The sequence below is a fragment of the Streptomyces sparsus genome, from assembly GCF_054776295.1.
This window is the reverse complement of the sequence record NZ_BAAHCA010000022.1, coordinates 1-19,386: the sequence shown is the minus strand read 5'-3', so window position 1 is coordinate 19,386 and position 19,386 is coordinate 1. Positions and strand designations below refer to the sequence as shown.

Sequence of the window (19,386 nt, the reverse complement as noted above, 5' to 3'; positions counted from 1 at the left end):
CCGGGCGGCGCGCGGCGAGTCGTCGACGCCCGAACCGGCCCGGGCACGCCCGCGGTTGCGGCGTCTGCTGGAGGCGGTGGGGGCCACGCCGGCGTACGTGCTGGCGCCCGGTATGGACGTGCTCGCCGCGAACGACCTGGCGTACGCACTGGTCCCGGGCTTCGCCGAGGCGCCGGCCGGCACACCCAACATCGCCCGTCACATCTTTCTCAGCGCCACCGCCCGGGAGTTGTACCCGCGGTGGGACGACGTGGCGCGGCAGACCGTCGGCTTCCTGCGGTTCGCCGCCGCGCGTCACGCCGGGGACGTCCGGCTCTGCCACCTGGTCGCCGAACTCAGCGAACGCAGCGACGAGTTCCGCCGGTTGTGGGCGGAGCAGGAGGTGCTGGAGAAGACGCACGGCACCAAGCGCTTCGACCACCCGGCCGTCGGCCGCTTCGACCTCGACTACGAGACGTTCGGCCTGCCCGGGGACGACGGCCAGTCACTCGTCGTCTTCGTCGCCGCCGACCGAACGGCGGAGACCGCCCTCAAGCTCCTCGGCAGCTGGGCGGTGACGGGGCGTTCACCCGTCTGACGCGGGGAGCCGATGCCTCCGCGGAAGTGGGAGGCACCGGCTCGTCCTGCTGGGGAGGGGTGGGTCAGATGCCCGTCACCGACTGGATCCAGGAGCGGTAGGCGGTCACGTTCGTGTACGCGGTGGTGGTCTGCCGGTCGCTGGTGGACGCGACGCCGACCTGGATGCCGTTGGCCATCATCGGGCCGCCCGAGTCGCCGCCGGCGGTGATGCCGTCGCCCCGGCGGGCACAGATCGCCGAGCCGCCGTAGGCGTCACGGCAGCCTCCGGTCACGGTGACGTTCGCGACCTTGAGGTAGCGGGACTGGCAGTTGGCCTCGGAGCCGCACCGGGAGGTGGCGCCCCAGCCGTAGACCTGCACGTTCTGGCCGACCCGGACCGAGCCGGGCTGGCCGAGGCGGGCGTAGGTCGCGTTGACGGACCGGTCGAGCCGGACCAGGGACAGGTCCGAGCTGTGGTTGTAGGTCTGGACGCCGTTCGCGACGGTTCCGCCGCTGTGCTGGTCGAGGCTGCCGATCCGGAACGACAGTCCGCCGCCGGTCACGCAGTGCTTGGCGGTCAGCACCCAGGTGGGCGCGATGATCGTGGCGGAGCAGGTCTCGCGGCCGTTGGAGAACAGGCGGGCGGCCCAGGGTCCGCTCGGAGCGTGTCCGCCGCCGATGATCGGCTGGACGACCTTGGTGCTCGGTGGGGCGGGGGCGGTGGCGGCGGTGGCCGTGGGGACCAGGAGGGCCAGGACGGAGACCACTGCGGCCAGCAGGGCAGGAAGGAGCCTGGATATTCGCAAGTTTCCTCGCTTCGACAGACACGCTGGGGGCGTGTGGTGGGGGGTTGCGCGTCCAGAGTTGCCGATGAACATTCAACTGGGTACTCACATCTGGCCATAACGCGGTGTTATACCCGCGCCCACCAGCCGGTCCGTCCCCAAGGGCACCCGGCAAGGCTGGGACGGCAGCCCCCGGCCGGCGTCGCGAGCCGAGGCGTCGGGGGTGGCCGGGGTGCGGGGAGCGTGGCCGAGACGCAGAACGTGGCCGGGCGTGGGGAGCGGCCGGGGCGCGGGGCGTCAACACGAGCGTGGCCCTCGGGGCATTGGCCCTTCCTGTTTCCATCCTGCTTCCAGAAATCACCTCAGCGGATTTCCTCTCTCCTATTGGATGCCATTAGCGATATATCTGATATAGCACGTGACCCAGGTCACGACATCGGAATGTGTCCGTCCGTGCCCGGATGAGCAGTAACCACGGGATCACGCAGGAAAACGACCACCGAGTGTTCGAATGGCACGGAAGGTGAATAAACGTGGCACGGAAAATCAAGACCGGCGGGGACAAAAGTAAGGTGTTTGTGCTAGCCGGCGTTCTGTTGCTGGGCGGCGTCAACGTGGCCGCCCTTCCCGGAACCGCCGCGGCGGTACCGCAGGAGAGTGATCACGTCCTGTACTGGAACAAGGTTCTGGTGGAGGGTTTCCAGGACTCCAGGGATTCCCGGGCCACCCCGGGTGCACTGGCCAGGGCCGGCGCGATGATGAACGTGGCGATATACGACGCGGTGAACGCCGTGGAGCCGATCGGCGAGCCGTACGTCATCAGACCGACGTCCGGCGAGGGAGGTTCACTCGAGGCGGCCATCGACCACGCCGCCTACGGCGTACTGAGCGAGGCACTGCCCGACCTCGACTTCTCCGACGAGTTCGCGACGGCGCTCGACATGGCACCGCCCACCACCGACGAGGCGTTCGCCACCGGAAAGGACATCGGCGAGAAGACCTCCCGGGCCATCACGTTCCTGCGCGGCAGGGACGCCTCGTCCATCGACGCCCCGTACGCGATCGGTGACCAGCCCGGCGACTGGCGTCCCACCTCCGACGGTGTGCCGCCGCTGACGCCCAACTGGGGGCGCGTGAAGCCGTTCGGCATCGAGTACGGCTCCCGGTTCCGCCCGCCGCTGCCCCCGGCGCTGACCAGCGCCCAGTACGCGGCCGAACTCAAGGAGGTGCAGGAGTACGGGGGCGCGGACACCGCCACCACGAAGCGCACGGCGGAGCAGACGGAGATCGCCCACTTCTGGGCCAACGACCTGGACGGCACCTACAAGGCGCCCGGGCACCTGTACGCCCTCACCAACGACATCGTCGAGAAGCAGTGGGCCGGGGACGGGCCGCTCAGGACGGCTCGGCTGTACGCGCTGGTGTCCATAGCGCTGGCGGACGCCGGCGTCGCGGCGTGGGACGCCAAGTACCTCACCGAGGTGGACCTCTGGCGCCCCGAGACGGCGATCCGGCAGGCCGACACCGACGGGAACCCGGCCACCACCCAGGACCCCGACTGGCAGCCGCTCTCCGCGGACCTGGACGGCAACCACTTCTCGCCGCCGTTCCCCGCCTACGTCTCCGGGCACGCCACCTACGCGGCCGCCTGGGCCGGCGTCATGAAGCGGTACACCGGCAGCGACACGTTCGACTACACCCTCGAGGCGACGACCGTCGACCCCTTCGCGCAGGACGTCGTGCGCTCCTTCGACTCGTTCTCCGAGATCGCGCGGGAGAACGCGGAGAGCCGCATCTACCTCGGTGTCCACTTCCGCGCGGACGCCGAGCAGGGGCTGGTGCTGGGCGACAAGGTGGCCGCCTACGTCATGGCCAACACCATCTGACCGAGCTGCTCCACCTGCGTGTTCGCACAAGCGAAGGAGCCCGCCCCTCAGGGGGCGGGCTCCTTCCGTGGTGCGTACCGGGCTACTTCTGGTAGCCGATGCGCAGGACGCGCCACGTGTTGGGTCCGACGATGCCGTCGACGGCCAGTCCCACGTCCTGCTGGAACGCCTTGATCGCCGCCTCGGTGGTCGGGCCGAAGAACCCGTCCTCGGCCCCGGCGTCATAGCCCCACAGGTTGTTCACCAGGCACTGGATCTCCTTGACCCGGCCGCTGTACTGGTCGTTGTTGTAGCCGATGGCCACTTCCACGTTCCAGGCCCACGAATACCCGGCGGTGTAACCGTTGTAAGCCGTGGTGTCCCGAACGTACGGTTTTTCGCAGTTGAATCCGTCGACGGCTGCCGCCGGTGCGGCCGCCACGGAGTTCTCCGCTCCGGCGGGGGCCGCGAACGCGGGTGGCCCGGCGAACAGCGCGCCACCTGCCAAAGCGGCGGAGCAAACCATCACAGCGGCTCTCTTGCGCAGGAACATACGCCCTCTTTCTGGTCCGTGACTCGTTCATGACGCGATGGGAATTGATCGAATGCACCCTGTCCGCCGCAGGAGAGGAACAATCCCTTCCGCGCCTGTGGCCCGCGTCACCCGAAATCCCGGACAGGTGCGTGCCCGTTTCCGATCCGCGGCCCCGGATAAGCGCGCGCCCGCGGATTCGGGACGGGCACGCGCCCGCGGACCGGACGGACGCGCGGGTGGACCGGACGGAGCGTGCGCGGACCAGGGTCACCCCGTGGTGTCGCCGCCCGCGGAGCCGTCGTTCGGGCGGGCACACGAGCCGTCGCCCGCGTGGGGTCGGATTGGAACTGGGGCGCGAGGGGTAGGCTTGTGCCGAAGCCGGTGAGGGCGGGGTCACGTGACACCCCACTCGCCGGGCGGTCCCGGGGCGTGGTAAGCGCCCGGGAGGTGGCTCGGTCACCGTCCTCCGCCCTCCTCCGCGAGGAGCGCGTCGAGGCGTGCCGAGACCGATTGGCATGGGGTCTGCCCCATATGGCACACTGTCCAGGTTGCTCGGTTGAGTGCCGATGCTGTGCGCCTCCCGCCGGGAGGACCGGAAGCGAGTCCCAACGTACTCGTCGCTCCTTATCAGGGGCGGACGTACGGGAATCTTCCGGGAAGCGCAGGAGGGGCTTCCAGCCAGGCATCCGGTGGGTTTCTTCCCCCAGCTTCCTTTGCCAAGGAGATCTCCCTGCGGAGACGTACGGGAAGGGGAGCGACACGCCCGACCGCGTGGGTCGGAGGTGGAGCGGGAAGCACCGGGTTCCAGAGCGTTACGAGAGACAGGACTACGAAGTAGCCATGGCGGGACAGAAGATCCGCATCCGGCTCAAGGCCTACGACCACGAGGTCATCGACAACTCGGCGAAGAAGATCGTCGAAACGGTGACGCGTACTGGTGCGTCGGTCGCGGGCCCGGTGCCGCTGCCCACTGAGAAGAACGTGTACTGCGTCATCAAGTCGCCGCACAAGTACAAGGACTCGCGCGAGCACTTCGAGATGCGTACCCACAAGCGCCTGATCGACATCCTCGACCCGACGCCCAAGACCGTTGACTCGCTGATGCGCCTGGACCTTCCGGCCGGCGTCGACATCGAGATCAAGCTCTGAGGGGTCGGGAAGAAATGGCTAAGCAGATCAAGGGCGTCCTGGGCGAGAAGCTCGGCATGACCCAGGTCTGGGACGAGAACAACCGTGTCGTCCCGGTCACTGTGGTCAAGGCCGGTCCCTGTGTCGTCACCCAGGTGCGCAGTGCAGACAAGGACGGCTACGAAGCCGTCCAGATCGCCTTCGGCGAGATCGACCCGCGCAAGGTGAACAAGCCCCTCAAGGGCCACTTCACCAAGGCCGACGTCACGCCGCGCCGTCACCTCGTGGAGCTCCGCACCGCGGACGCCAGCGAGTACACCCTGGGCCAGGAGATCACCGCTGAGGTGTTCGAGTCCGGTGTCCGGGTGGACGTGACCGGCAAGTCCAAGGGCAAGGGCACCGCCGGTGTCATGAAGCGTCACGGCTTCCACGGCGGCAAGGCCTCCCACGGCGCGCACCGCGTGCACCGCAAGCCGGGTTCGATCGGTGGCTGCGCCACCCCGGGCCGGGTCTTCAAGGGCATGCGCATGGCCGGCCGTATGGGCAACGAGCGGGTCACCACCCAGAACCTGACCGTCCACGCCGTTGACGCGGAGAAGGGCCTGCTCCTCATCAAGGGCGCGGTTCCCGGTCCGAACGGCGGCCTCGTCCTGGTCCGTACCGCGGCCAAGGGGGTCTGAGGAACATGAGTACCCCGACCAGCATCGACATTCTTTCGCCGGCAGGCGACAAGACCGGGACCGTCGACCTCCCCGCGGAGATCTTCGACACCCAGGTCAGCGTTCCGCTGATCCACCAGGTCGTCGTCGCCCAGCTGGCAGCGGCCCGCCAGGGCACGCACAAGACCAAGACCCGTGGCGAGGTCCGCGGTGGTGGGCGCAAGCCCTACCGCCAGAAGGGCACCGGTCGCGCCCGTCAGGGCTCGACCCGCGCGCCGCAGTTCGCCGGCGGTGGCGTCGTCCACGGCCCGCAGCCGCGCGACTACTCGCAGCGGACCCCCAAGAAGATGAAGGCCGCCGCCCTGCGCGGTGCCCTCTCCGACCGGGCCCGCAACAACCGCATCCACGTCGTCTCCGGCGTGGTCGAGGGTGACGCGTCCACGAAGGCCGCCCGGACCCTGTTCGGCCGGATCAGCGAGCGCAAGCACCTGCTCCTGGTCGCCGAGCGGACCGACGAGGCCGCGTGGCTGTCCGCCCGCAACCTGCCCCAGGTGCACATCCTGGAGCCGGGCCAGCTGAACACGTACGACGTGCTCGTCTCCGACGACGTGGTCTTCACGAAGGCCGCCTTCGAGTCCTTCGTGGCCGGACCGGCTGCGGCCGGCAAGGCCACCGCCTCCGAGGCCGAGCTCGAAGGGAGCGACGCCTGATGAGCGAGACCACTGCCGTCAAGGCAGAGGCAGCCGAGGTCACCAGCAAGACCTTCACGGACCCCCGTGACATCCTGGTCAAGCCGGTGGTCTCCGAGAAGAGCTACGCACTGCTGGACGAGAACAAGTACACGTTCATCGTCGACCCGCGTGCGAACAAGACCCAGATCCGGCAGGCCGTCGAGGCGGTCTTCCAGGTCAAGGTCACTGGGGTCAACACGATCAACCGGCAGGGCAAGCGCAAGCGCACCCGCACCGGTTTCGGCAAGCGCAAGGACACCAAGCGCGCCATCGTGACCCTCGCCGAGGGCGACCGTATCGACATCTTCGGCGGCCCGGTCTCCTGACGGAGGTCGAGTCGTCCGATATCGGACGAGGACTGAGAAATGGGTATCCGCAAGTACAAGCCGACGACCCCGGGCCGTCGTGGCTCCAGCGTCGCCGACTTCGTCGAGATCACGCGGTCCACGCCGGAGAAGTCGCTGGTCCGCCCGCTGCACAGCAAGGGCGGCCGTAACAACGCCGGTCGTGTGACCGTTCGCCACCAGGGCGGTGGCCACAAGCGCGCCTACCGAGTGATCGACTTCCGTCGTCACGACAAGGACGGCGTGCCGGCCAAGGTCGCGCACATCGAGTACGACCCCAACCGCACCGCGCGCATCGCGCTGCTGCACTACGCCGACGGCGAGAAGCGCTACATCCTCGCGCCGGCCGGCATGAAGCAGGGCGACCGCGTCGAGAACGGTCCGGGCGCCGACATCAAGCCGGGCAACAACCTGCCGCTGCGCAACATCCCCGTCGGTACCGTGCTGCACGCCATCGAGCTGCGGCCCGGCGGCGGTGCGAAGTTCGCCCGCTCCGCGGGTGCCTCCGTGCAGCTGCTGGCGCGGGAGGGCTCGATGGCCCACCTGCGCATGCCGTCCGGTGAGATCCGGCTGGTCGACGTCCGCTGCCGCGCCACCGTTGGCGAGGTCGGCAACGCCGAGCAGTCGAACATCAACTGGGGCAAGGCCGGCCGTATGCGCTGGAAGGGCGTTCGCCCGACCGTCCGCGGTGTGGTCATGAACCCGATCGACCACCCGCACGGTGGTGGTGAGGGTCGTACCTCCGGTGGCCGGCACCCGGTCTCGCCGTGGGGCAAGAAGGAAGGACGTACTCGCTCGCCGAAGAAGGCCAGCAACAAGTACATCGTCCGCCGCCGCAAGACGAACAAGAAGCGCTAGGAGCGGGTTTAGATGCCGCGCAGTCTCAAGAAGGGGCCCTTCGTCGACGACCACCTGAGCAAGAAGGTGGACGTACAGAACGAGGCCGGCTCCAAGAACGTCATCAAGACCTGGTCCCGCCGCTCCATGATCGTCCCGGCCATGCTCGGCCACACGATCGCGGTGCATGACGGCCGCAAGCACGTCCCGGTGTTCGTCACCGAGTCGATGGTCGGCCACAAGCTTGGCGAGTTCGCGCCGACCCGCACCTTCCGCGGCCACGTGAAGGACGACCGCAAGTCCCGTCGTCGCTGATCGGGCGGAGTGCGAAGACCATGACTTACACCGAAGGGACAACCATGGAAGCCAGGGCCCAGGCGCGCTACGTGCGCGTCACGCCCATGAAGGCCCGCCGGGTGGTGGACCTCATCCGTGGCATGGACGCCACGGAGGCTCAGGCGGTCCTGCGTTTCACTCCGCAGGCCGCGAGTGTGCCGGTGGGCAAGGTGCTTGACAGCGCCATTGCCAACGCCGCGCACAACTACGACCACACCGACGCCGACAGCCTCGTCATCTCCGAGGCGTACGTCGACGAGGGCCCGACCCTCAAGCGGTTCCGGCCGCGTGCGCAGGGCCGCGCCTACCGGATCCGTAAGCGGACCAGCCACATCACGGTGGTCGTCAGCAGCAAGGAAGGAACCCGGTAATGGGCCAGAAGGTTAACCCGCACGGGTTCCGGCTCGGCATCACCACGGACTTCAAGTCCCGGTGGTACGCCGACAAGCTGTACAAGGACTACGTCAAGGAAGACGTCGAGATCCGCCGCCTGCTCACGCAGGGCATGGAGCGGGCCGGCATCTCCAAGGTCGAGATCGAGCGGACCCGTGACCGGGTGCGCGTCGACGTTCACACCGCCCGTCCGGGCATCGTGATCGGCCGTCGTGGTGCCGAGGCCGAGCGGATCCGCGGCAAGCTCGAGAAGCTCACGGGCAAGCAGATCCAGTTCAACATCCTCGAGGTCAAGAACCCCGAGACGGACGCTCAGCTGGTGGCCCAGGCCGTCGCCGAGCAGCTCTCGTCCCGGGTCTCCTTCCGTCGGGCCATGCGCAAGAGCATGCAGTCGACGATGAAGGCCGGCGCCAAGGGCATCAAGATCCAGTGCGGCGGTCGCCTCGGCGGCGCCGAGATGTCCCGCTCGGAGTTCTACCGCGAGGGCCGTGTGCCCCTGCACACCCTGCGTGCCAACGTCGACTACGGCTTCTTCGAGGCCAAGACGACCTTCGGCCGCATCGGTGTGAAGGTCTGGATCTACAAGGGCGACGTCAAGAACATCGCCGAGGTCCGCGCCGAGAACGCCGCGGCGCGTGCCGGCAACCGTCCGTCCCGTGGCGGTGGCGGCGGCAGTGACCGTCCGCGTCGCGGTGGCGAGCGCGGCGGTCGCGGCGGTCGCAAGCCGCAGCACGCGCCGGCCGAGGCCGCGGCGGCACCCAAGGGTGACGCCACCGCTGCTCCGGCGGCGGAGGCTGCGTCCACTTCTACCGGCGGAACGGAGGCCTGACCGTCATGCTGATCCCGCGCAGGGTCAAGCACCGCAAGCAGCACCACCCGAAGCGCAGTGGTATGGCCAAGGGCGGTACCGAGCTTGCTTTCGGCGAGTACGGTATCCAGGCCGTCACCCCCGCGTACGTGACGAACCGGCAGATCGAGGCAGCTCGTATCTCCATGACTCGTCACATCAAGCGTGGCGGAAAGGTCTGGATCAACATCTACCCGGACCGTCCGCTGACGAAGAAGCCTGCCGAGACCCGCATGGGTTCCGGTAAGGGTTCGCCGGAGTGGTGGGTCGCGAACGTCAAGCCCGGTCGGGTGATGTTCGAGCTGTCCTACCCGAACGAGAAGATTGCTCGTGAGGCGCTCATCCGCGCTGCTCACAAGCTTCCGATGAAGTGCCGGATCGTTCGGCGCGAGGCAGGTGAGTCGTGATGGCGGCCGGAACCAAGGCCAGTGAGCTCCGTGAGCTGAGTGACGAGGAGATTCTCGTCAAGCTGCGCGAGGCCAAGGAGGAGCTGTTCAAGCTCCGCTTCCAGGCGGCGACCGGACAGCTCGAGAACAACGGCCGGCTCAAGGTCGTTCGTAAGGACATCGCCCGGATCTACACCCTGATGCGTGAGCGCGAGCTCGGCATCGAGACGGTGGAGAGCGCTTCATGAGCGAGACGAATGTGACTGCAAACAGCCAGCGCGGCGACCGCAAGACCCGTGAGGGTCTGGTCGTCAGCGACAAGATGGACAAGACCGTCGTTGTCGCTGTCGAGGACCGCGTCAAGCACGCCCTGTACGGCAAGGTCATCCGCCGTACGAACAAGCTCAAGGCGCACGACGAGCAGAACGCCGCCGGTGTCGGCGACCGTGTCCTCCTCATGGAGACCCGGCCGCTGTCCGCCACCAAGCGTTGGCGCATCGTCGAGATCCTCGAGAAGGCGAAGTAACCCCATAAGGTTCCGAGTCCGCTCGGGATTTCAGTTCCGCCAGGCTCGGCAGGGGCCGACCCGATTTCCGGGCGCCCCTGCCGGGAACCGGCAGACGATCAGGAGATAGACGTGATCCAGCAGGAGTCGCGACTGCGTGTCGCCGACAACACTGGTGCGAAGGAGATCCTTTGCATCCGTGTTCTCGGTGGTTCCGGTCGCCGCTACGCGGGCATCGGCGACGTGATCGTTGCCACCGTGAAGGATGCGATCCCCGGTGGCAACGTGAAGAAGGGTGACGTCATCAAGGCGGTCATCGTGCGCACCGTGAAGGAGCGCCGCCGTCCCGACGGTTCCTACATCCGTTTCGACGAGAACGCCGCCGTCATTCTGAAGAACGACGGCGACCCCCGCGGCACCCGTATCTTCGGCCCCGTGGGCCGTGAGCTGCGCGACAAGAAGTTCATGAAGATCATCTCGCTCGCGCCGGAGGTGCTGTGAGCATGAAGATCAAGAAGGGCGACCTGGTTCAGGTCATCACCGGCAAGGACAAGGGCAAGCAGGGCAAGGTCATCGTGGCCTTCCCCCGCGAGGACCGCGTCCTGGTCGAGGGTGTCAACCGGGTCAAGAAGCACACGAAGGCCGGCCAGACCGCCCGTGGTTCGAAGACCGGCGGCATCGTGACGACCGAGGCCCCCATCCACGTGAGCAACGTTCAGCTCATCGTGGAGAAGGACGGCAACAAGGTCGTCACCCGCGTCGGGTACCGCTTCGACGAGGACGGCAACAAGATCCGCGTTGCCAAGCGGACCGGTGAGGACATCTGATGACTGCCACCACTGCGCCGCGCCTGAAGCTGCGCTACCGCGAAGAGATCAAGAGCAAGCTGCACGACGAGTTCAAGTACGAGAACGTCATGCAGACGCCCGGTCTCACCAAGATCGTGGTCAACATGGGTGTGGGCGACGCCGCCCGCGACTCCAAGCTGATCGAGGGCGCCATCCGCGACCTCACCACGATCACCGGTCAGAAGCCGGCCGTCACCAAGGCCCGGAAGTCCATCGCGCAGTTCAAGCTGCGCGAGGGTCAGCCGATCGGTTGCCACGTGACGCTGCGCGGCGACCGGATGTGGGAGTTCCTGGACCGCCTGCTGTCGCTCGCGCTGCCGCGCATCCGCGACTTCCGCGGTCTGTCGCCGAAGCAGTTCGACGGCCGGGGCAACTACACCTTCGGTCTCACGGAGCAGGTCATGTTCCACGAGATCGACCAGGACAAGATCGACCGGGTCCGGGGCATGGACATCACCGTGGTCACCACGGCGACCAACGACGACGAGGGCCGCGCCCTTCTTCGTCACCTCGGCTTCCCGTTCAAGGAGAACTGACCGTGGCGAAGAAGGCTCTGATCGCTAAGGCCGCCCGCAAGCCGAAGTTCGCGGTGCGTGCGTACACGCGCTGCCAGCGCTGTGGCCGGCCCCACTCCGTCTACCGCAAGTTCGGCCTGTGCCGTGTGTGCCTCCGTGAGATGGCACACCGCGGCGAGCTGCCGGGCGTGACCAAGAGCTCCTGGTAGTCCCCGACAGGGACGCTGGGAACTCTCGGTAAGCACTCTGGCCGGCGGGGGCCCGCCTCACATGCCGTAGGCTTGTGGGGTTGGGCGCCCGCCGCCCGTGACCGCACGCGGGCAGGACCCGCTCAAGTCGCTTACTACGCCGTAGGTCCCCGTGCCGCACCCGTCCCGCCGATGAGCGGGGAGAGGGATGGCGCATACAGGAAACCCCGGCGAGAGAGGCCGAAGGCCATCACATGACCATGACCGATCCGATCGCAGACATGCTGACTCGTCTGCGGAACGCGAACTCGGCTTACCACGACGACGTCGTGATGCCGCACAGCAAGATCAAGTCGCACATCGCGGAGATCCTCCAGCAGGAGGGCTACATCACCGGCTGGAAGGTCGAGGACGCCACCGTCGGCAAGTCCCTGATCCTCGAGCTGAAGTTCGGCCCCAACCGCGAGCGCTCGATCGCCGGCATCAAGCGCATCTCGAAGCCTGGCCTCCGGGTCTACGCAAAGTCCACCAACCTGCCGAAGGTGCTCGGCGGCCTGGGCGTGGCGATCATCTCCACGTCCCACGGGCTCCTCACCGACAAGCAGGCCAGCAAGAAGGGCGTGGGTGGGGAAGTCCTCGCCTACGTCTGGTAGCGGAAGGGAACGGAGGAAAAGCCATGTCGCGAATCGGCAAGCTCCCCATCCAGGTTCCCGCCGGTGTGGACGTCACCATCGATGGCCGCACGGTCGCGGTGAAGGGCCCCAAGGGTTCCCTCTCGCACACCGTGGTCGCGCCGATCGAGGTCGCCAAGGGTGAGGACGGCGCGATTGTCGTCTCCCGCCCGAACGACGAGAGCCGGAACAAGGCCCTGCACGGCCTGTCCCGCACGCTGGTGGCGAACATGATCACTGGCGTGACCCAGGGATACAACAAGCGTCTCGAGATCAGCGGTGTCGGCTACCGCGTCCAGGCGAAGGGCTCCAACCTGGAGTTCGCGCTGGGATACAGCCACCCGATCCTGATCGAGGCCCCCGAGGGCATCAGCTTCAAGGTCGAGTCCCCGACCAAGCTGAGCGTCGAGGGCATCGACAAGCAGAAGGTCGGCGAGGTCGCCGCGAACATCCGCAAGCTGCGGAAGCCCGACCCGTACAAGGCCAAGGGCGTCAAGTACGAGGGCGAAGTCATCCGCCGCAAGGTCGGAAAGGCGGGTAAGTAAGCCATGGCATACGGCGTGAAGATCGCCAAGGGCGACGCGTACAAGCGGACCGCCGCCAAGCGCCGGCACATCCGGATCCGCAAGAGGATCTCGGGTACGCCCGAGCGCCCGCGGCTGGTCGTGACCCGCTCCAACAGGCACATGGTCGCCCAGGTCATCGACGACATCGCAGGCCACACGCTGGCCTCCGCCTCGTCGCTTGACGTCTCCGTCCGCGGTGGCGAGGGTGACAAGAGCGCGCAGGCCAAGCAGGTCGGTGCACTGCTCGCTGAGCGTGCCAAGGCCGCCGGTGTCGAGACTGTCGTCTTCGACCGCGGTGGCAACAAGTACGCCGGGCGCATCGCTGCCCTGGCCGACGCCGCCCGCGAAGCCGGGCTCAAGTTCTGAGCCGGTTCCGTAGCTAGCGGACATAGAGAGAGGTAATTCCAATGGCTGGACCCCAGCGCCGCGGAGGCGGCGCCGGTGGCGGCGAGCGGCGGGACCGTAAGGACGGGCGAGGCGGCGGTCAGTCTGCCGACAAGACCGCGTACGTCGAGCGCGTCGTCGCGATCAACCGCGTCGCCAAGGTCGTGAAGGGTGGTCGTCGCTTCAGCTTCACCGCGCTGGTCGTGGTGGGCGACGGTGACGGCACCGTGGGTGTCGGATACGGCAAGGCGAAGGAGGTTCCGGCCGCCATCGCCAAGGGTGTTGAGGAGGCCAAGAAGAACTTCTTCAAGGTCCCCCGGATCCAGGGCACCATTCCGCACCCCTTCCAGGGTGAGAAGGCGGCCGGCGTCGTTCTGCTCAAGCCGGCTTCCCCCGGTACCGGCGTCATCGCCGGTGGCCCGGTGCGTGCCGTGCTGGAGTGCGCCGGTATCCACGACGTGCTCAGCAAGTCGCTCGGCTCGTCGAACCCGATCAACATCGTGCACGCCACGGTGGCCGCTCTGAAGGGCCTTCAGCGCCCCGAGGAGATCGCCGCCCGCCGTGGCCTGCCTCTGGAGGACGTCGCTCCCGCAGCCCTGCTGCGGGCGCGGGCTGGGGTGAGCGCGTGATGGCTCAGCTCAAGGTCACCCAGACGAAGTCCGTTATCGGGACGAAGAAGAACCACCGTGAGACGCTGCGGACCCTCGGTCTGAAGCGTGTCAACGATGTGGTCGTCAAGGAAGACCGCCCCGAGTTCCGCGGCATGGTTCACACCGTGCGGCACCTCGTGACGGTCGAGGAGGTCGACTGAGATGGCGGAGCAGAAGCCGCTGAAGGTCCACAACCTCCGTCCGGCCCCGGGCGCCAAGACCGCCAAGACCCGCGTGGGTCGTGGTGAGGCGTCCAAGGGTAAGACGGCCGGTCGTGGTACCAAGGGCACCAAGGCCCGCTACCAGGTTCCGGAGCGCTTCGAGGGTGGGCAGATGCCGCTGCACATGCGGCTGCCCAAGCTCAAGGGCTTCAAGAACCCGTTCCGTACCGAGTACCAGGTGGTGAACCTGGACAAGCTCGCCTCCCTCTACCCCGAGGGCGGTGAGGTCACCGTCGCCGACCTGGTCGACAAGGGTGCGGTGCGCAAGAACAGCCTCGTGAAGGTGCTGGGTTCCGGCGACGTCTCCGTGGCGCTCCAGGTGACGGTCGACGCCGTCTCCGGTTCCGCCAAGGAGAAGATCACCGCCGCCGGCGGTACCGTCACCGAGCTCGTCTGAGCATGATGGCGTGACACCAACCGGGGATGCCCAGGAACGGGCATCCCCGGTTGGTCGTTCCTAGGGAAGGCCTGTCGCCGGTATGGTGGCGGGCACTGCCCGCATTCGCGTCGTTGAACGGCGCGAACGCTGACCGTTTTTCTCATCCGTCGTTACAACAAGACCGTCACCTCTCGCGCCACACGCGGGGGGCGCAGGAGGTACCGTGCTCAGCGCGTTCGCCCGGGCGTTCAAGACGCCCGACCTGCGCAAGAAGCTGCTGTTCACGCTGGGCATCATCGTGCTCTTCCGGCTGGGAGCGCACGTCCCGGTTCCGGGCGTCAGCTACGAGAACGTCCAGATCTGTATGGATCAGGCGCAGAGCGGGGACAAGGGCCTCTTCGACCTGGTGAACATGTTCAGCGGTGGCGCGCTGATGCAGATCACCATCTTCGCGCTCGGAATCATGCCGTACATCACGGCGAGCATCATTCTGCAGCTGCTGGTCGTGGTCATCCCGCGGCTGGAGGCCCTCAAGAAGGAGGGTCAGTCCGGCCAGGGCAAGATCACCCAGTACACCCGCTACCTGACCATGGCTCTCGCCGTGCTCCAGGCCACCGGCCTGGTGGCGACCGCCCGCAGCGGCACCCTCTTCCAGGGCTGCACGGTCGGCGACCAGATCGTGCCCGACCCCTCCATGTTCACCATCATCTCCATGGTGATCACGATGACCGCGGGCACCGCGCTCATCATGTGGCTGGGCGAGCTCGTCACCGACAAGGGCATCGGCAACGGCATGTCGATCCTGATGTTCGTCTCCATCGCCGCGGGCTTCCCCGCCGCGCTGTGGGCGATCAAGGAGTCCGGCACGCTGGCCGACGGCTGGATCGAGTTCGGCACGGTGATCATCTGCGGTCTCGCGATGGTCGGCCTGGTCGTCTTCGTCGAGCAGGCGCAGCGCAGGATCCCGGTGCAGTACGCCAAGCGCATGATCGGCCGCCGTTCCTACGGCGGTACGTCCACCTACATCCCGCTCAAGGTGAACCAGGCCGGTGTGATCCCGGTCATCTTCGCCTCGTCGCTGCTCTACATCCCGGCGCTGATCGTCCAGTTCAGCGGTTCGCAGTCGGGCTGGGCGGACTGGATCCAGCAGAACTTCCAGAGCCAGGACGCGCCGATCTACATCGTCACGTACTTCCTGCTGATCGTCTTCTTCGCGTTCTTCTACGTCTCCATCTCCTTCAACCCCGAAGAAGTTGCAGACAACATGAAGAAGTATGGTGGCTTCATCCCGGGCATCCGGGCCGGCCGTCCCACGGCGGAGTACCTGAGCTACGTGCTGAACCGCATCACCTGGCCCGGGTCGATCTACCTCGGTCTGATCGCCCTGGTCCCGACAGTCGCACTGATCGCGTTCAACGCACAGGGCGAGTTCCCGTTCGGCGGAACAAGCATCCTCATCATCGTGGGCGTCGGTCTGGAGACCGTGAAGCAGATTGAGAGCCAACTCCAGCAGCGCAACTACGAAGGGTTCCTCCGCTGATGCGTATCCTCCTCGTTGGGCCGCCTGGTGCGGGAAAGGGCACGCAGGCCGCGTTGCTCGCCCGGACTCTCGGCATCCCGCACATCTCCACCGGTGACCTCTTCCGGGCGAACATCAGCCAGGGCACCCCGCTGGGGCAGCAGGCGAAGGCGTTCATGGACGAGGGCCGGCTGGTGCCGGACGAGGTCACCATCGGCATGGCCAAGGACCGCATGGAGCAGCCGGACGCCGAGCACGGCTTCCTGCTCGACGGCTTCCCGCGGAACCTGGCGCAGGCCGAGGCGCTGGACGTGATCCTCAAGGAGAGCGGCCTGTCGCTGGACGCGGTGCTCGACCTGGAGGTCCCCGAGGACGAGGTGGTCAAGCGGATCGCCGGCCGCCGGATGTGCCGCAAGGACAGCAGCCACATCTTCCACGTCGTCTACAGCCCGTCGAAGGCGGACGGGGTCTGCGACGTGTGCGGCGGTGAGCTGTACCAGCGCGAGGACGACCGCGAGGACACCGTGCGCAAGCGCCTCGAGGTCTACCACACCGAGACCGAGCCGATCATCGACTACTACAAGGCTCAGGACCTGGTGACGACGATCCCGGCGCTCGCCGAGGTCTCCGAGGTGACGCGTCGGGCGATGGTGGCGCTGAAGCGCGACTGACGGACGTTCGCTCCGATACGGCGGCGGTGCCCTGGTGGGCGCCGCCGCCGTATCGTGTAGTGGGGGCGGCCCGCAGCCCGACGCGCGGGGAGCCCGAGGCGGATCGCCGATCCGCCGGGTGGCCGGCGGTCCGTCGGTGAGGCCCGGCCCGGCCCCGACGGCCGGCAGGGCACCGGGCGGTGGCACCGCCGCCGGCACGGCTGCCGTGAGGCATGTATCACGACAACAGTTGAGGAAGGCGCAGTCCCCATGGTGGAGCTCAAGACCCCCGAGCAGATCGCGAAGATGCGTGCGGCGGGGCTGGTGGTCGCCGCGATGCACCGCGCCTGCAAGGAGGCGGCGGTGCCGGGGGCCACCACCAAGGACCTCGACGAGGTGGCCGCGAAGGTGCTGGCCGATCACGGAGCCAAGCCGAACTTCCTCGGCTACGGCGGCTTCACCGGCAACATCTGCACCTCGGTCAACGACGTGGTGGTGCACGGCATCCCCGACCGGGAGACGGTCCTGCAGTCGGGCGACCTGCTCTCGATCGACGCCGGCGCGATCATCGACGGCTGGCACGGCGACGCGGCGCTGACGGTGTTCGTGGGGGAGGGGCACTCCGCGGAGGTGGTGGAGCTGAGCCGGGTCACCGAGGAGTCCATGTGGGCCGGTATCGCCGCGATGCGCAAGGGCAACCGGCTGGTGGACATCTCCAAGGCCGTCGAGGGCTACATCCGGCGTCAGCCGCGTCCGTCCTCCGGTAAGTACGGCATCGTCGAGGACTACGGCGGCCACGGCATCGGCAGCCAGATGCACATGGACCCGCACCTGCTGAACTACGTCGACCGGCGCCGCGGCAAGGGCCCGAAGCTGGTTCCCGGCATGTGCCTGGCGATCGAGCCGATGGTGAGCCTGGGCACGCCGAAGACGCACGTGCTCGCCGACGAGTGGACGGTCAAGACGAACGACGGCAGCTGGTCCAGCCACTGGGAGCACTCGGTCGCGCTGACCGAGCAGGGCCCGCTGGTGCTGACCTCACCGGACGGCGGCCGGGCGAAGCTCGCCGAGTACGGCATCGAGGCGGCACCCGACCCGCTGGCGTGACGCGAGACGGGTCGGTGGGGAGCCGGAACGGCGTCGAGGCGTGACGTCGGGGGCCGGGGCCCGGCCGACGGCGGCGTGGGCCGGTGATGTCCTGATCCGCCGTATTCGGCGTCCTGAGCCGCTTCGTCCCGCTTAAGGATCTTGCATGCGGGGGAGAATCCCCGGATTCGTCTTTCCGGGGTCGCTGGCGTAGACTGGCTCGTCGGTCCTGGTGTATCCGTATGCCCGGACCGATCACAGGTAGCCGATCCACGGAAGGTGAAGCGCTCAAGCATGGCCAAAAAACAAGGGGCCATCGAGATCGAGGGCACCGTCGTCGAGTCTCTCCCGAACGCGATGTTCAAGGTGGAGCTCCAAAACGGGCACCAGGTCCTCGCGCACATCAGCGGCAAGATGCGGATGCACTACATCCGTATCCTTCCCGACGACCGGGTCGTGGTGGAGCTCTCTCCCTACGACCTGACGCGTGGACGGATCGTCTACCGCTACAAGTAGATCGAGCCGGCGCCTCGTTCCGCGGGGTGGTGGCATGACCCGGAGAACCTCACATCCCATGAAGGTCAAGCCGAGCGTCAAGAAGATCTGCGACAAGTGCAAGGTGATCCGCCGTCACGGCCGGGTCATGGTCATCTGCGACAACCTGCGCCACAAGCAGCGCCAGGGCTGACGCACGACCCGCACCTCGCAGGTACTTCGCGCGACGCAAGCGATAATCAAAAACGCAGTCACCCGACCCCCCACGTGAAGTGTGGGGACGACACCCCCGGCTCGGAGGCCGGGGACCCGGCTCGTAACGCTGATGGAGCCTTACGGGAACGGTGCTGCGCCAGACCTCCGAATAGCCACCAGGAGCCACGTAAATGGCACGCCTTGCAGGCGTTGACCTCCCGCGCGAAAAGCGTGTGGAGGTCGCCCTCACGTACGTCTTCGGCATCGGCCGCACCCGATCCCAGGAAGCCCTGGCGAACACGGGCGTCAACCCGGACACCCGGGTCCGCGACCTCGCCGAGGAAGACCTCATCAAGCTCCGCGACTACGTGGACGCCAATTTCCAGACCGAGGGTGACCTCCGTCGCGAGATCCAGGCCGACATCCGTCGCAAGGTCGAGATCGGCAACTACGAGGGTCTGCGTCACCGCCGCGGTCTCCCCGTCCGTGGCCAGCGCACCAAGACCAACGCCCGCACCCGCAAGGGCCCGCGTCGCGCGATCGCCGGCAAGAAGAAGCCGGGCAAGAAGTAGTCCGCACCGGACGCTGTTGCGACCGACTGGGGTCCGCCCCCAGACCCGCATGCGGTCCGAGCTGTAGGACCGACCACCTCCACGGGAGAAGAACCATATGCCTCCGAAGGGCCGTACGGCCGGCGCCAAAAAGGTGCGCCGCAAGGAGAAGAAGAACGTCGCCCACGGGCACGCTCACATCAAGAGCACGTTCAACAACACCATCGTTTCCATCACCGACCCGACCGGCAACGTGATCTCTTGGGCCTCGGCCGGTCACGTGGGCTTCAAGGGCTCGCGCAAGTCGACGCCGTTCGCGGCGCAGATGGCCGCCGAGTCCGCTGCCCGCCGCGCGCAGGAGCACGGCATGCGCAAGGTCGACGTGTTCGTCAAGGGTCCCGGCTCCGGCCGTGAGACCGCGATCCGCTCCCTCCAGGCCACCGGCCTCGAGGTCGGCTCGATCCAGGACGTCACGCCCACCCCGCACAACGGCTGCCGTCCCCCCAAGCGCCGCCGCGTCTGACCCGGATGCGGGCGGCACGCGAGTGCCCGCCCGCAC

32 protein-coding genes are annotated in these 19,386 nt (G+C 67.4%); 30 read left to right on the top strand and 2 right to left on the bottom strand.

From position 1 onward, the window contains the following. The coding region (locus tag ACYVE9_RS03395) for an MmyB family transcriptional regulator (protein ID WP_461026180.1) at positions 1-577 on the top strand (577 nt) is incomplete at its 5' end. A 64-nt stretch (positions 578-641) separates the two neighbouring features. Here ACYVE9_RS03395 and ACYVE9_RS03390 read toward each other — a convergent pair. After that, entirely contained in the window at positions 642-1,364 is a 723-nt protein-coding gene (locus ACYVE9_RS03390) for a S1 family peptidase (RefSeq protein WP_461026179.1), read from the bottom strand. A gap of 512 nt (positions 1,365-1,876) precedes the next feature. Between ACYVE9_RS03390 and ACYVE9_RS03385 the strand changes: the two genes are divergently transcribed. Continuing rightward, the gene (locus tag ACYVE9_RS03385; protein ID WP_461026178.1) at positions 1,877-3,229 is read left to right on the top strand and encodes a vanadium-dependent haloperoxidase; all 1,353 of its coding nucleotides are present in this window, start codon (positions 1,877-1,879) and stop codon (positions 3,227-3,229) included. Positions 3,230-3,311: 82 nt separating this feature from the next. Here the strand turns inward: ACYVE9_RS03385 and ACYVE9_RS03380 are convergent, their stop codons facing one another. Next, positions 3,312-3,650 carry a peptidoglycan-binding domain-containing protein gene (locus ACYVE9_RS03380; protein ID WP_461026177.1) on the bottom strand — a complete coding sequence of 113 codons (339 nt, stop codon included), beginning with the start codon at positions 3,648-3,650 and terminating at the stop codon, positions 3,312-3,314. A gap of 933 nt (positions 3,651-4,583) precedes the next feature. Between ACYVE9_RS03380 and rpsJ the strand changes: the two genes are divergently transcribed. The 28 genes from rpsJ to rpsK all read left to right on the top strand — a co-directional run bounded on the left by rpsJ (position 4,584) and on the right by rpsK (position 19,350). Then, positions 4,584-4,892, top strand: coding sequence for a 30S ribosomal protein S10 (rpsJ, locus tag ACYVE9_RS03375; RefSeq protein ID WP_016473429.1), 309 nt, complete (start codon positions 4,584-4,586; stop codon positions 4,890-4,892). A gap of 14 nt (positions 4,893-4,906) precedes the next feature. Next, on the top strand, positions 4,907-5,551 hold the full coding sequence (gene rplC / locus ACYVE9_RS03370; RefSeq protein ID WP_461026176.1) for a 50S ribosomal protein L3: 645 nt from the start codon (positions 4,907-4,909) through the stop codon (positions 5,549-5,551). Positions 5,552-5,556: 5 nt separating this feature from the next. Beyond that, positions 5,557-6,240, top strand: a complete 684-nt coding sequence (rplD, locus tag ACYVE9_RS03365; RefSeq protein WP_461026175.1) for a 50S ribosomal protein L4 — start codon at positions 5,557-5,559, stop codon at positions 6,238-6,240. After that, positions 6,240-6,587, top strand: a complete 348-nt coding sequence (rplW, locus tag ACYVE9_RS03360; protein WP_461026174.1) for a 50S ribosomal protein L23 — start codon at positions 6,240-6,242, stop codon at positions 6,585-6,587. The genes rplD and rplW overlap by 1 nt, the downstream gene beginning before the upstream one ends. Before the next feature lie 39 nt (positions 6,588-6,626). Continuing rightward, positions 6,627-7,463 carry a 50S ribosomal protein L2 gene (gene rplB, locus ACYVE9_RS03355; RefSeq protein WP_283990405.1) on the top strand — a complete coding sequence of 279 codons (837 nt, stop codon included), beginning with the start codon at positions 6,627-6,629 and terminating at the stop codon, positions 7,461-7,463. Positions 7,464-7,475: 12 nt separating this feature from the next. After that, positions 7,476-7,757 (top strand): 30S ribosomal protein S19, encoded by a 282-nt coding sequence (gene rpsS, locus ACYVE9_RS03350; RefSeq protein ID WP_028427761.1) that lies wholly within the window; start codon positions 7,476-7,478, stop codon positions 7,755-7,757. A gap of 44 nt (positions 7,758-7,801) precedes the next feature. Beyond that, a complete protein-coding gene (gene rplV, locus ACYVE9_RS03345; protein WP_283990528.1) occupies positions 7,802-8,149 on the top strand; it encodes a 50S ribosomal protein L22 in 348 nt (115 codons plus the stop codon). Next, positions 8,149-9,000 carry a 30S ribosomal protein S3 gene (gene rpsC, locus ACYVE9_RS03340; protein WP_461026173.1) on the top strand — a complete coding sequence of 284 codons (852 nt, stop codon included), beginning with the start codon at positions 8,149-8,151 and terminating at the stop codon, positions 8,998-9,000. Before rplV ends, rpsC begins: the two co-directional genes overlap by 1 nt. Positions 9,001-9,005: 5 nt before the next feature. After that, positions 9,006-9,425: a 50S ribosomal protein L16 gene (gene rplP, locus ACYVE9_RS03335; RefSeq protein ID WP_283990399.1), complete on the top strand. Its 420-nt coding sequence runs from the start codon at positions 9,006-9,008 to the stop codon at positions 9,423-9,425. Continuing rightward, positions 9,425-9,652 (top strand): 50S ribosomal protein L29, encoded by a 228-nt coding sequence (gene rpmC, locus ACYVE9_RS03330; RefSeq protein ID WP_461026172.1) that lies wholly within the window; start codon positions 9,425-9,427, stop codon positions 9,650-9,652. The genes rplP and rpmC overlap by 1 nt, the downstream gene beginning before the upstream one ends. After that, positions 9,649-9,930: a 30S ribosomal protein S17 gene (gene rpsQ, locus ACYVE9_RS03325; protein WP_461026171.1), complete on the top strand. Its 282-nt coding sequence runs from the start codon at positions 9,649-9,651 to the stop codon at positions 9,928-9,930. The genes rpmC and rpsQ overlap by 4 nt, the downstream gene beginning before the upstream one ends. A gap of 111 nt (positions 9,931-10,041) precedes the next feature. Next, positions 10,042-10,410, top strand: a complete 369-nt coding sequence (gene rplN, locus ACYVE9_RS03320) for a 50S ribosomal protein L14 (protein WP_283990396.1) — start codon at positions 10,042-10,044, stop codon at positions 10,408-10,410. Positions 10,411-10,412: 2 nt separating this feature from the next. After that, the gene (rplX, locus tag ACYVE9_RS03315; protein ID WP_461026170.1) at positions 10,413-10,736 is read left to right on the top strand and encodes a 50S ribosomal protein L24; all 324 of its coding nucleotides are present in this window, start codon (positions 10,413-10,415) and stop codon (positions 10,734-10,736) included. Then, positions 10,736-11,293 carry a 50S ribosomal protein L5 gene (rplE, locus tag ACYVE9_RS03310; protein WP_461026169.1) on the top strand — a complete coding sequence of 186 codons (558 nt, stop codon included), beginning with the start codon at positions 10,736-10,738 and terminating at the stop codon, positions 11,291-11,293. The genes rplX and rplE overlap by 1 nt, the downstream gene beginning before the upstream one ends. Before the next feature lie 2 nt (positions 11,294-11,295). Further along, positions 11,296-11,481, top strand: coding sequence for a type Z 30S ribosomal protein S14 (locus ACYVE9_RS03305; RefSeq protein ID WP_004571834.1), 186 nt, complete (start codon positions 11,296-11,298; stop codon positions 11,479-11,481). Positions 11,482-11,714: 233 nt separating this feature from the next. Next, entirely contained in the window at positions 11,715-12,113 is a 399-nt protein-coding gene (rpsH, locus tag ACYVE9_RS03300; RefSeq protein ID WP_461026168.1) for a 30S ribosomal protein S8, read from the top strand. A 23-nt stretch (positions 12,114-12,136) separates the two neighbouring features. Continuing rightward, the gene (rplF, locus tag ACYVE9_RS03295) at positions 12,137-12,676 is read left to right on the top strand and encodes a 50S ribosomal protein L6 (RefSeq protein ID WP_461026167.1); all 540 of its coding nucleotides are present in this window, start codon (positions 12,137-12,139) and stop codon (positions 12,674-12,676) included. Between the two features lie 3 nt (positions 12,677-12,679). Further along, entirely contained in the window at positions 12,680-13,063 is a 384-nt protein-coding gene (gene rplR / locus ACYVE9_RS03290) for a 50S ribosomal protein L18 (protein WP_461026166.1), read from the top strand. Positions 13,064-13,104: 41 nt separating this feature from the next. Next, positions 13,105-13,710, top strand: coding sequence for a 30S ribosomal protein S5 (rpsE, locus tag ACYVE9_RS03285; RefSeq protein WP_461026165.1), 606 nt, complete (start codon positions 13,105-13,107; stop codon positions 13,708-13,710). Further along, a complete protein-coding gene (gene rpmD / locus ACYVE9_RS03280; protein ID WP_283990387.1) occupies positions 13,710-13,892 on the top strand; it encodes a 50S ribosomal protein L30 in 183 nt (60 codons plus the stop codon). Before rpsE ends, rpmD begins: the two co-directional genes overlap by 1 nt. A gap of 1 nt (position 13,893) precedes the next feature. Next, entirely contained in the window at positions 13,894-14,349 is a 456-nt protein-coding gene (gene rplO, locus ACYVE9_RS03275; RefSeq protein WP_461026164.1) for a 50S ribosomal protein L15, read from the top strand. A gap of 205 nt (positions 14,350-14,554) precedes the next feature. Further along, positions 14,555-15,871 carry a preprotein translocase subunit SecY gene (gene secY / locus ACYVE9_RS03270; RefSeq protein ID WP_461026163.1) on the top strand — a complete coding sequence of 439 codons (1,317 nt, stop codon included), beginning with the start codon at positions 14,555-14,557 and terminating at the stop codon, positions 15,869-15,871. Continuing rightward, positions 15,871-16,521 carry an adenylate kinase gene (locus ACYVE9_RS03265; protein WP_461026162.1) on the top strand — a complete coding sequence of 217 codons (651 nt, stop codon included), beginning with the start codon at positions 15,871-15,873 and terminating at the stop codon, positions 16,519-16,521. The genes secY and ACYVE9_RS03265 overlap by 1 nt, the downstream gene beginning before the upstream one ends. A gap of 249 nt (positions 16,522-16,770) precedes the next feature. Beyond that, positions 16,771-17,607, top strand: a complete 837-nt coding sequence (gene map / locus ACYVE9_RS03260) for a type I methionyl aminopeptidase (protein WP_461026161.1) — start codon at positions 16,771-16,773, stop codon at positions 17,605-17,607. Between the two features lie 273 nt (positions 17,608-17,880). Continuing rightward, complete coding sequence (gene infA / locus ACYVE9_RS03255) at positions 17,881-18,102, top strand: translation initiation factor IF-1 (protein WP_003948620.1); 222 nt, start codon at positions 17,881-17,883, stop codon at positions 18,100-18,102. Between the two features lie 58 nt (positions 18,103-18,160). Further along, the gene (gene rpmJ / locus ACYVE9_RS03250) at positions 18,161-18,274 is read left to right on the top strand and encodes a 50S ribosomal protein L36 (protein ID WP_003956441.1); all 114 of its coding nucleotides are present in this window, start codon (positions 18,161-18,163) and stop codon (positions 18,272-18,274) included. A 193-nt stretch (positions 18,275-18,467) separates the two neighbouring features. After that, entirely contained in the window at positions 18,468-18,848 is a 381-nt protein-coding gene (rpsM, locus tag ACYVE9_RS03245; protein WP_461026160.1) for a 30S ribosomal protein S13, read from the top strand. Positions 18,849-18,945: 97 nt separating this feature from the next. Further along, on the top strand, positions 18,946-19,350 hold the full coding sequence (rpsK, locus tag ACYVE9_RS03240) for a 30S ribosomal protein S11 (RefSeq protein ID WP_004571845.1): 405 nt from the start codon (positions 18,946-18,948) through the stop codon (positions 19,348-19,350). Positions 19,351-19,386: the final 36 nt, after the last annotated feature.

Coding starts and splice junctions, on each gene's coding strand:
- rpsJ (WP_016473429.1), top strand. CDS start 4,584: ATGGCGGGACAGAAGATCCGCATCCGGCTCAAGGCCTACGACCACGAG.
- rplC (WP_461026176.1), top strand. CDS start 4,907: ATGGCTAAGCAGATCAAGGGCGTCCTGGGCGAGAAGCTCGGCATGACC.
- rplD (WP_461026175.1), top strand. CDS start 5,557: ATGAGTACCCCGACCAGCATCGACATTCTTTCGCCGGCAGGCGACAAG.
- rplW (WP_461026174.1), top strand. CDS start 6,240: ATGAGCGAGACCACTGCCGTCAAGGCAGAGGCAGCCGAGGTCACCAGC.
- rplB (WP_283990405.1), top strand. CDS start 6,627: ATGGGTATCCGCAAGTACAAGCCGACGACCCCGGGCCGTCGTGGCTCC.
- rpsS (WP_028427761.1), top strand. CDS start 7,476: ATGCCGCGCAGTCTCAAGAAGGGGCCCTTCGTCGACGACCACCTGAGC.
- rplV (WP_283990528.1), top strand. CDS start 7,802: ATGGAAGCCAGGGCCCAGGCGCGCTACGTGCGCGTCACGCCCATGAAG.
- rpsC (WP_461026173.1), top strand. CDS start 8,149: ATGGGCCAGAAGGTTAACCCGCACGGGTTCCGGCTCGGCATCACCACG.
- rplP (WP_283990399.1), top strand. CDS start 9,006: ATGCTGATCCCGCGCAGGGTCAAGCACCGCAAGCAGCACCACCCGAAG.
- rpmC (WP_461026172.1), top strand. CDS start 9,425: ATGGCGGCCGGAACCAAGGCCAGTGAGCTCCGTGAGCTGAGTGACGAG.
- rpsQ (WP_461026171.1), top strand. CDS start 9,649: ATGAGCGAGACGAATGTGACTGCAAACAGCCAGCGCGGCGACCGCAAG.
- rplX (WP_461026170.1), top strand. CDS start 10,413: ATGAAGATCAAGAAGGGCGACCTGGTTCAGGTCATCACCGGCAAGGAC.
- rplE (WP_461026169.1), top strand. CDS start 10,736: ATGACTGCCACCACTGCGCCGCGCCTGAAGCTGCGCTACCGCGAAGAG.
- rpsH (WP_461026168.1), top strand. CDS start 11,715: ATGACCATGACCGATCCGATCGCAGACATGCTGACTCGTCTGCGGAAC.
- rplF (WP_461026167.1), top strand. CDS start 12,137: ATGTCGCGAATCGGCAAGCTCCCCATCCAGGTTCCCGCCGGTGTGGAC.
- rplR (WP_461026166.1), top strand. CDS start 12,680: ATGGCATACGGCGTGAAGATCGCCAAGGGCGACGCGTACAAGCGGACC.
- rpsE (WP_461026165.1), top strand. CDS start 13,105: ATGGCTGGACCCCAGCGCCGCGGAGGCGGCGCCGGTGGCGGCGAGCGG.
- rpmD (WP_283990387.1), top strand. CDS start 13,710: ATGGCTCAGCTCAAGGTCACCCAGACGAAGTCCGTTATCGGGACGAAG.
- rplO (WP_461026164.1), top strand. CDS start 13,894: ATGGCGGAGCAGAAGCCGCTGAAGGTCCACAACCTCCGTCCGGCCCCG.
- ACYVE9_RS03265 (WP_461026162.1), top strand. CDS start 15,871: ATGCGTATCCTCCTCGTTGGGCCGCCTGGTGCGGGAAAGGGCACGCAG.
- map (WP_461026161.1), top strand. CDS start 16,771: ATGGTGGAGCTCAAGACCCCCGAGCAGATCGCGAAGATGCGTGCGGCG.
- infA (WP_003948620.1), top strand. CDS start 17,881: ATGGCCAAAAAACAAGGGGCCATCGAGATCGAGGGCACCGTCGTCGAG.
- rpmJ (WP_003956441.1), top strand. CDS start 18,161: ATGAAGGTCAAGCCGAGCGTCAAGAAGATCTGCGACAAGTGCAAGGTG.
- rpsM (WP_461026160.1), top strand. CDS start 18,468: ATGGCACGCCTTGCAGGCGTTGACCTCCCGCGCGAAAAGCGTGTGGAG.
- rpsK (WP_004571845.1), top strand. CDS start 18,946: ATGCCTCCGAAGGGCCGTACGGCCGGCGCCAAAAAGGTGCGCCGCAAG.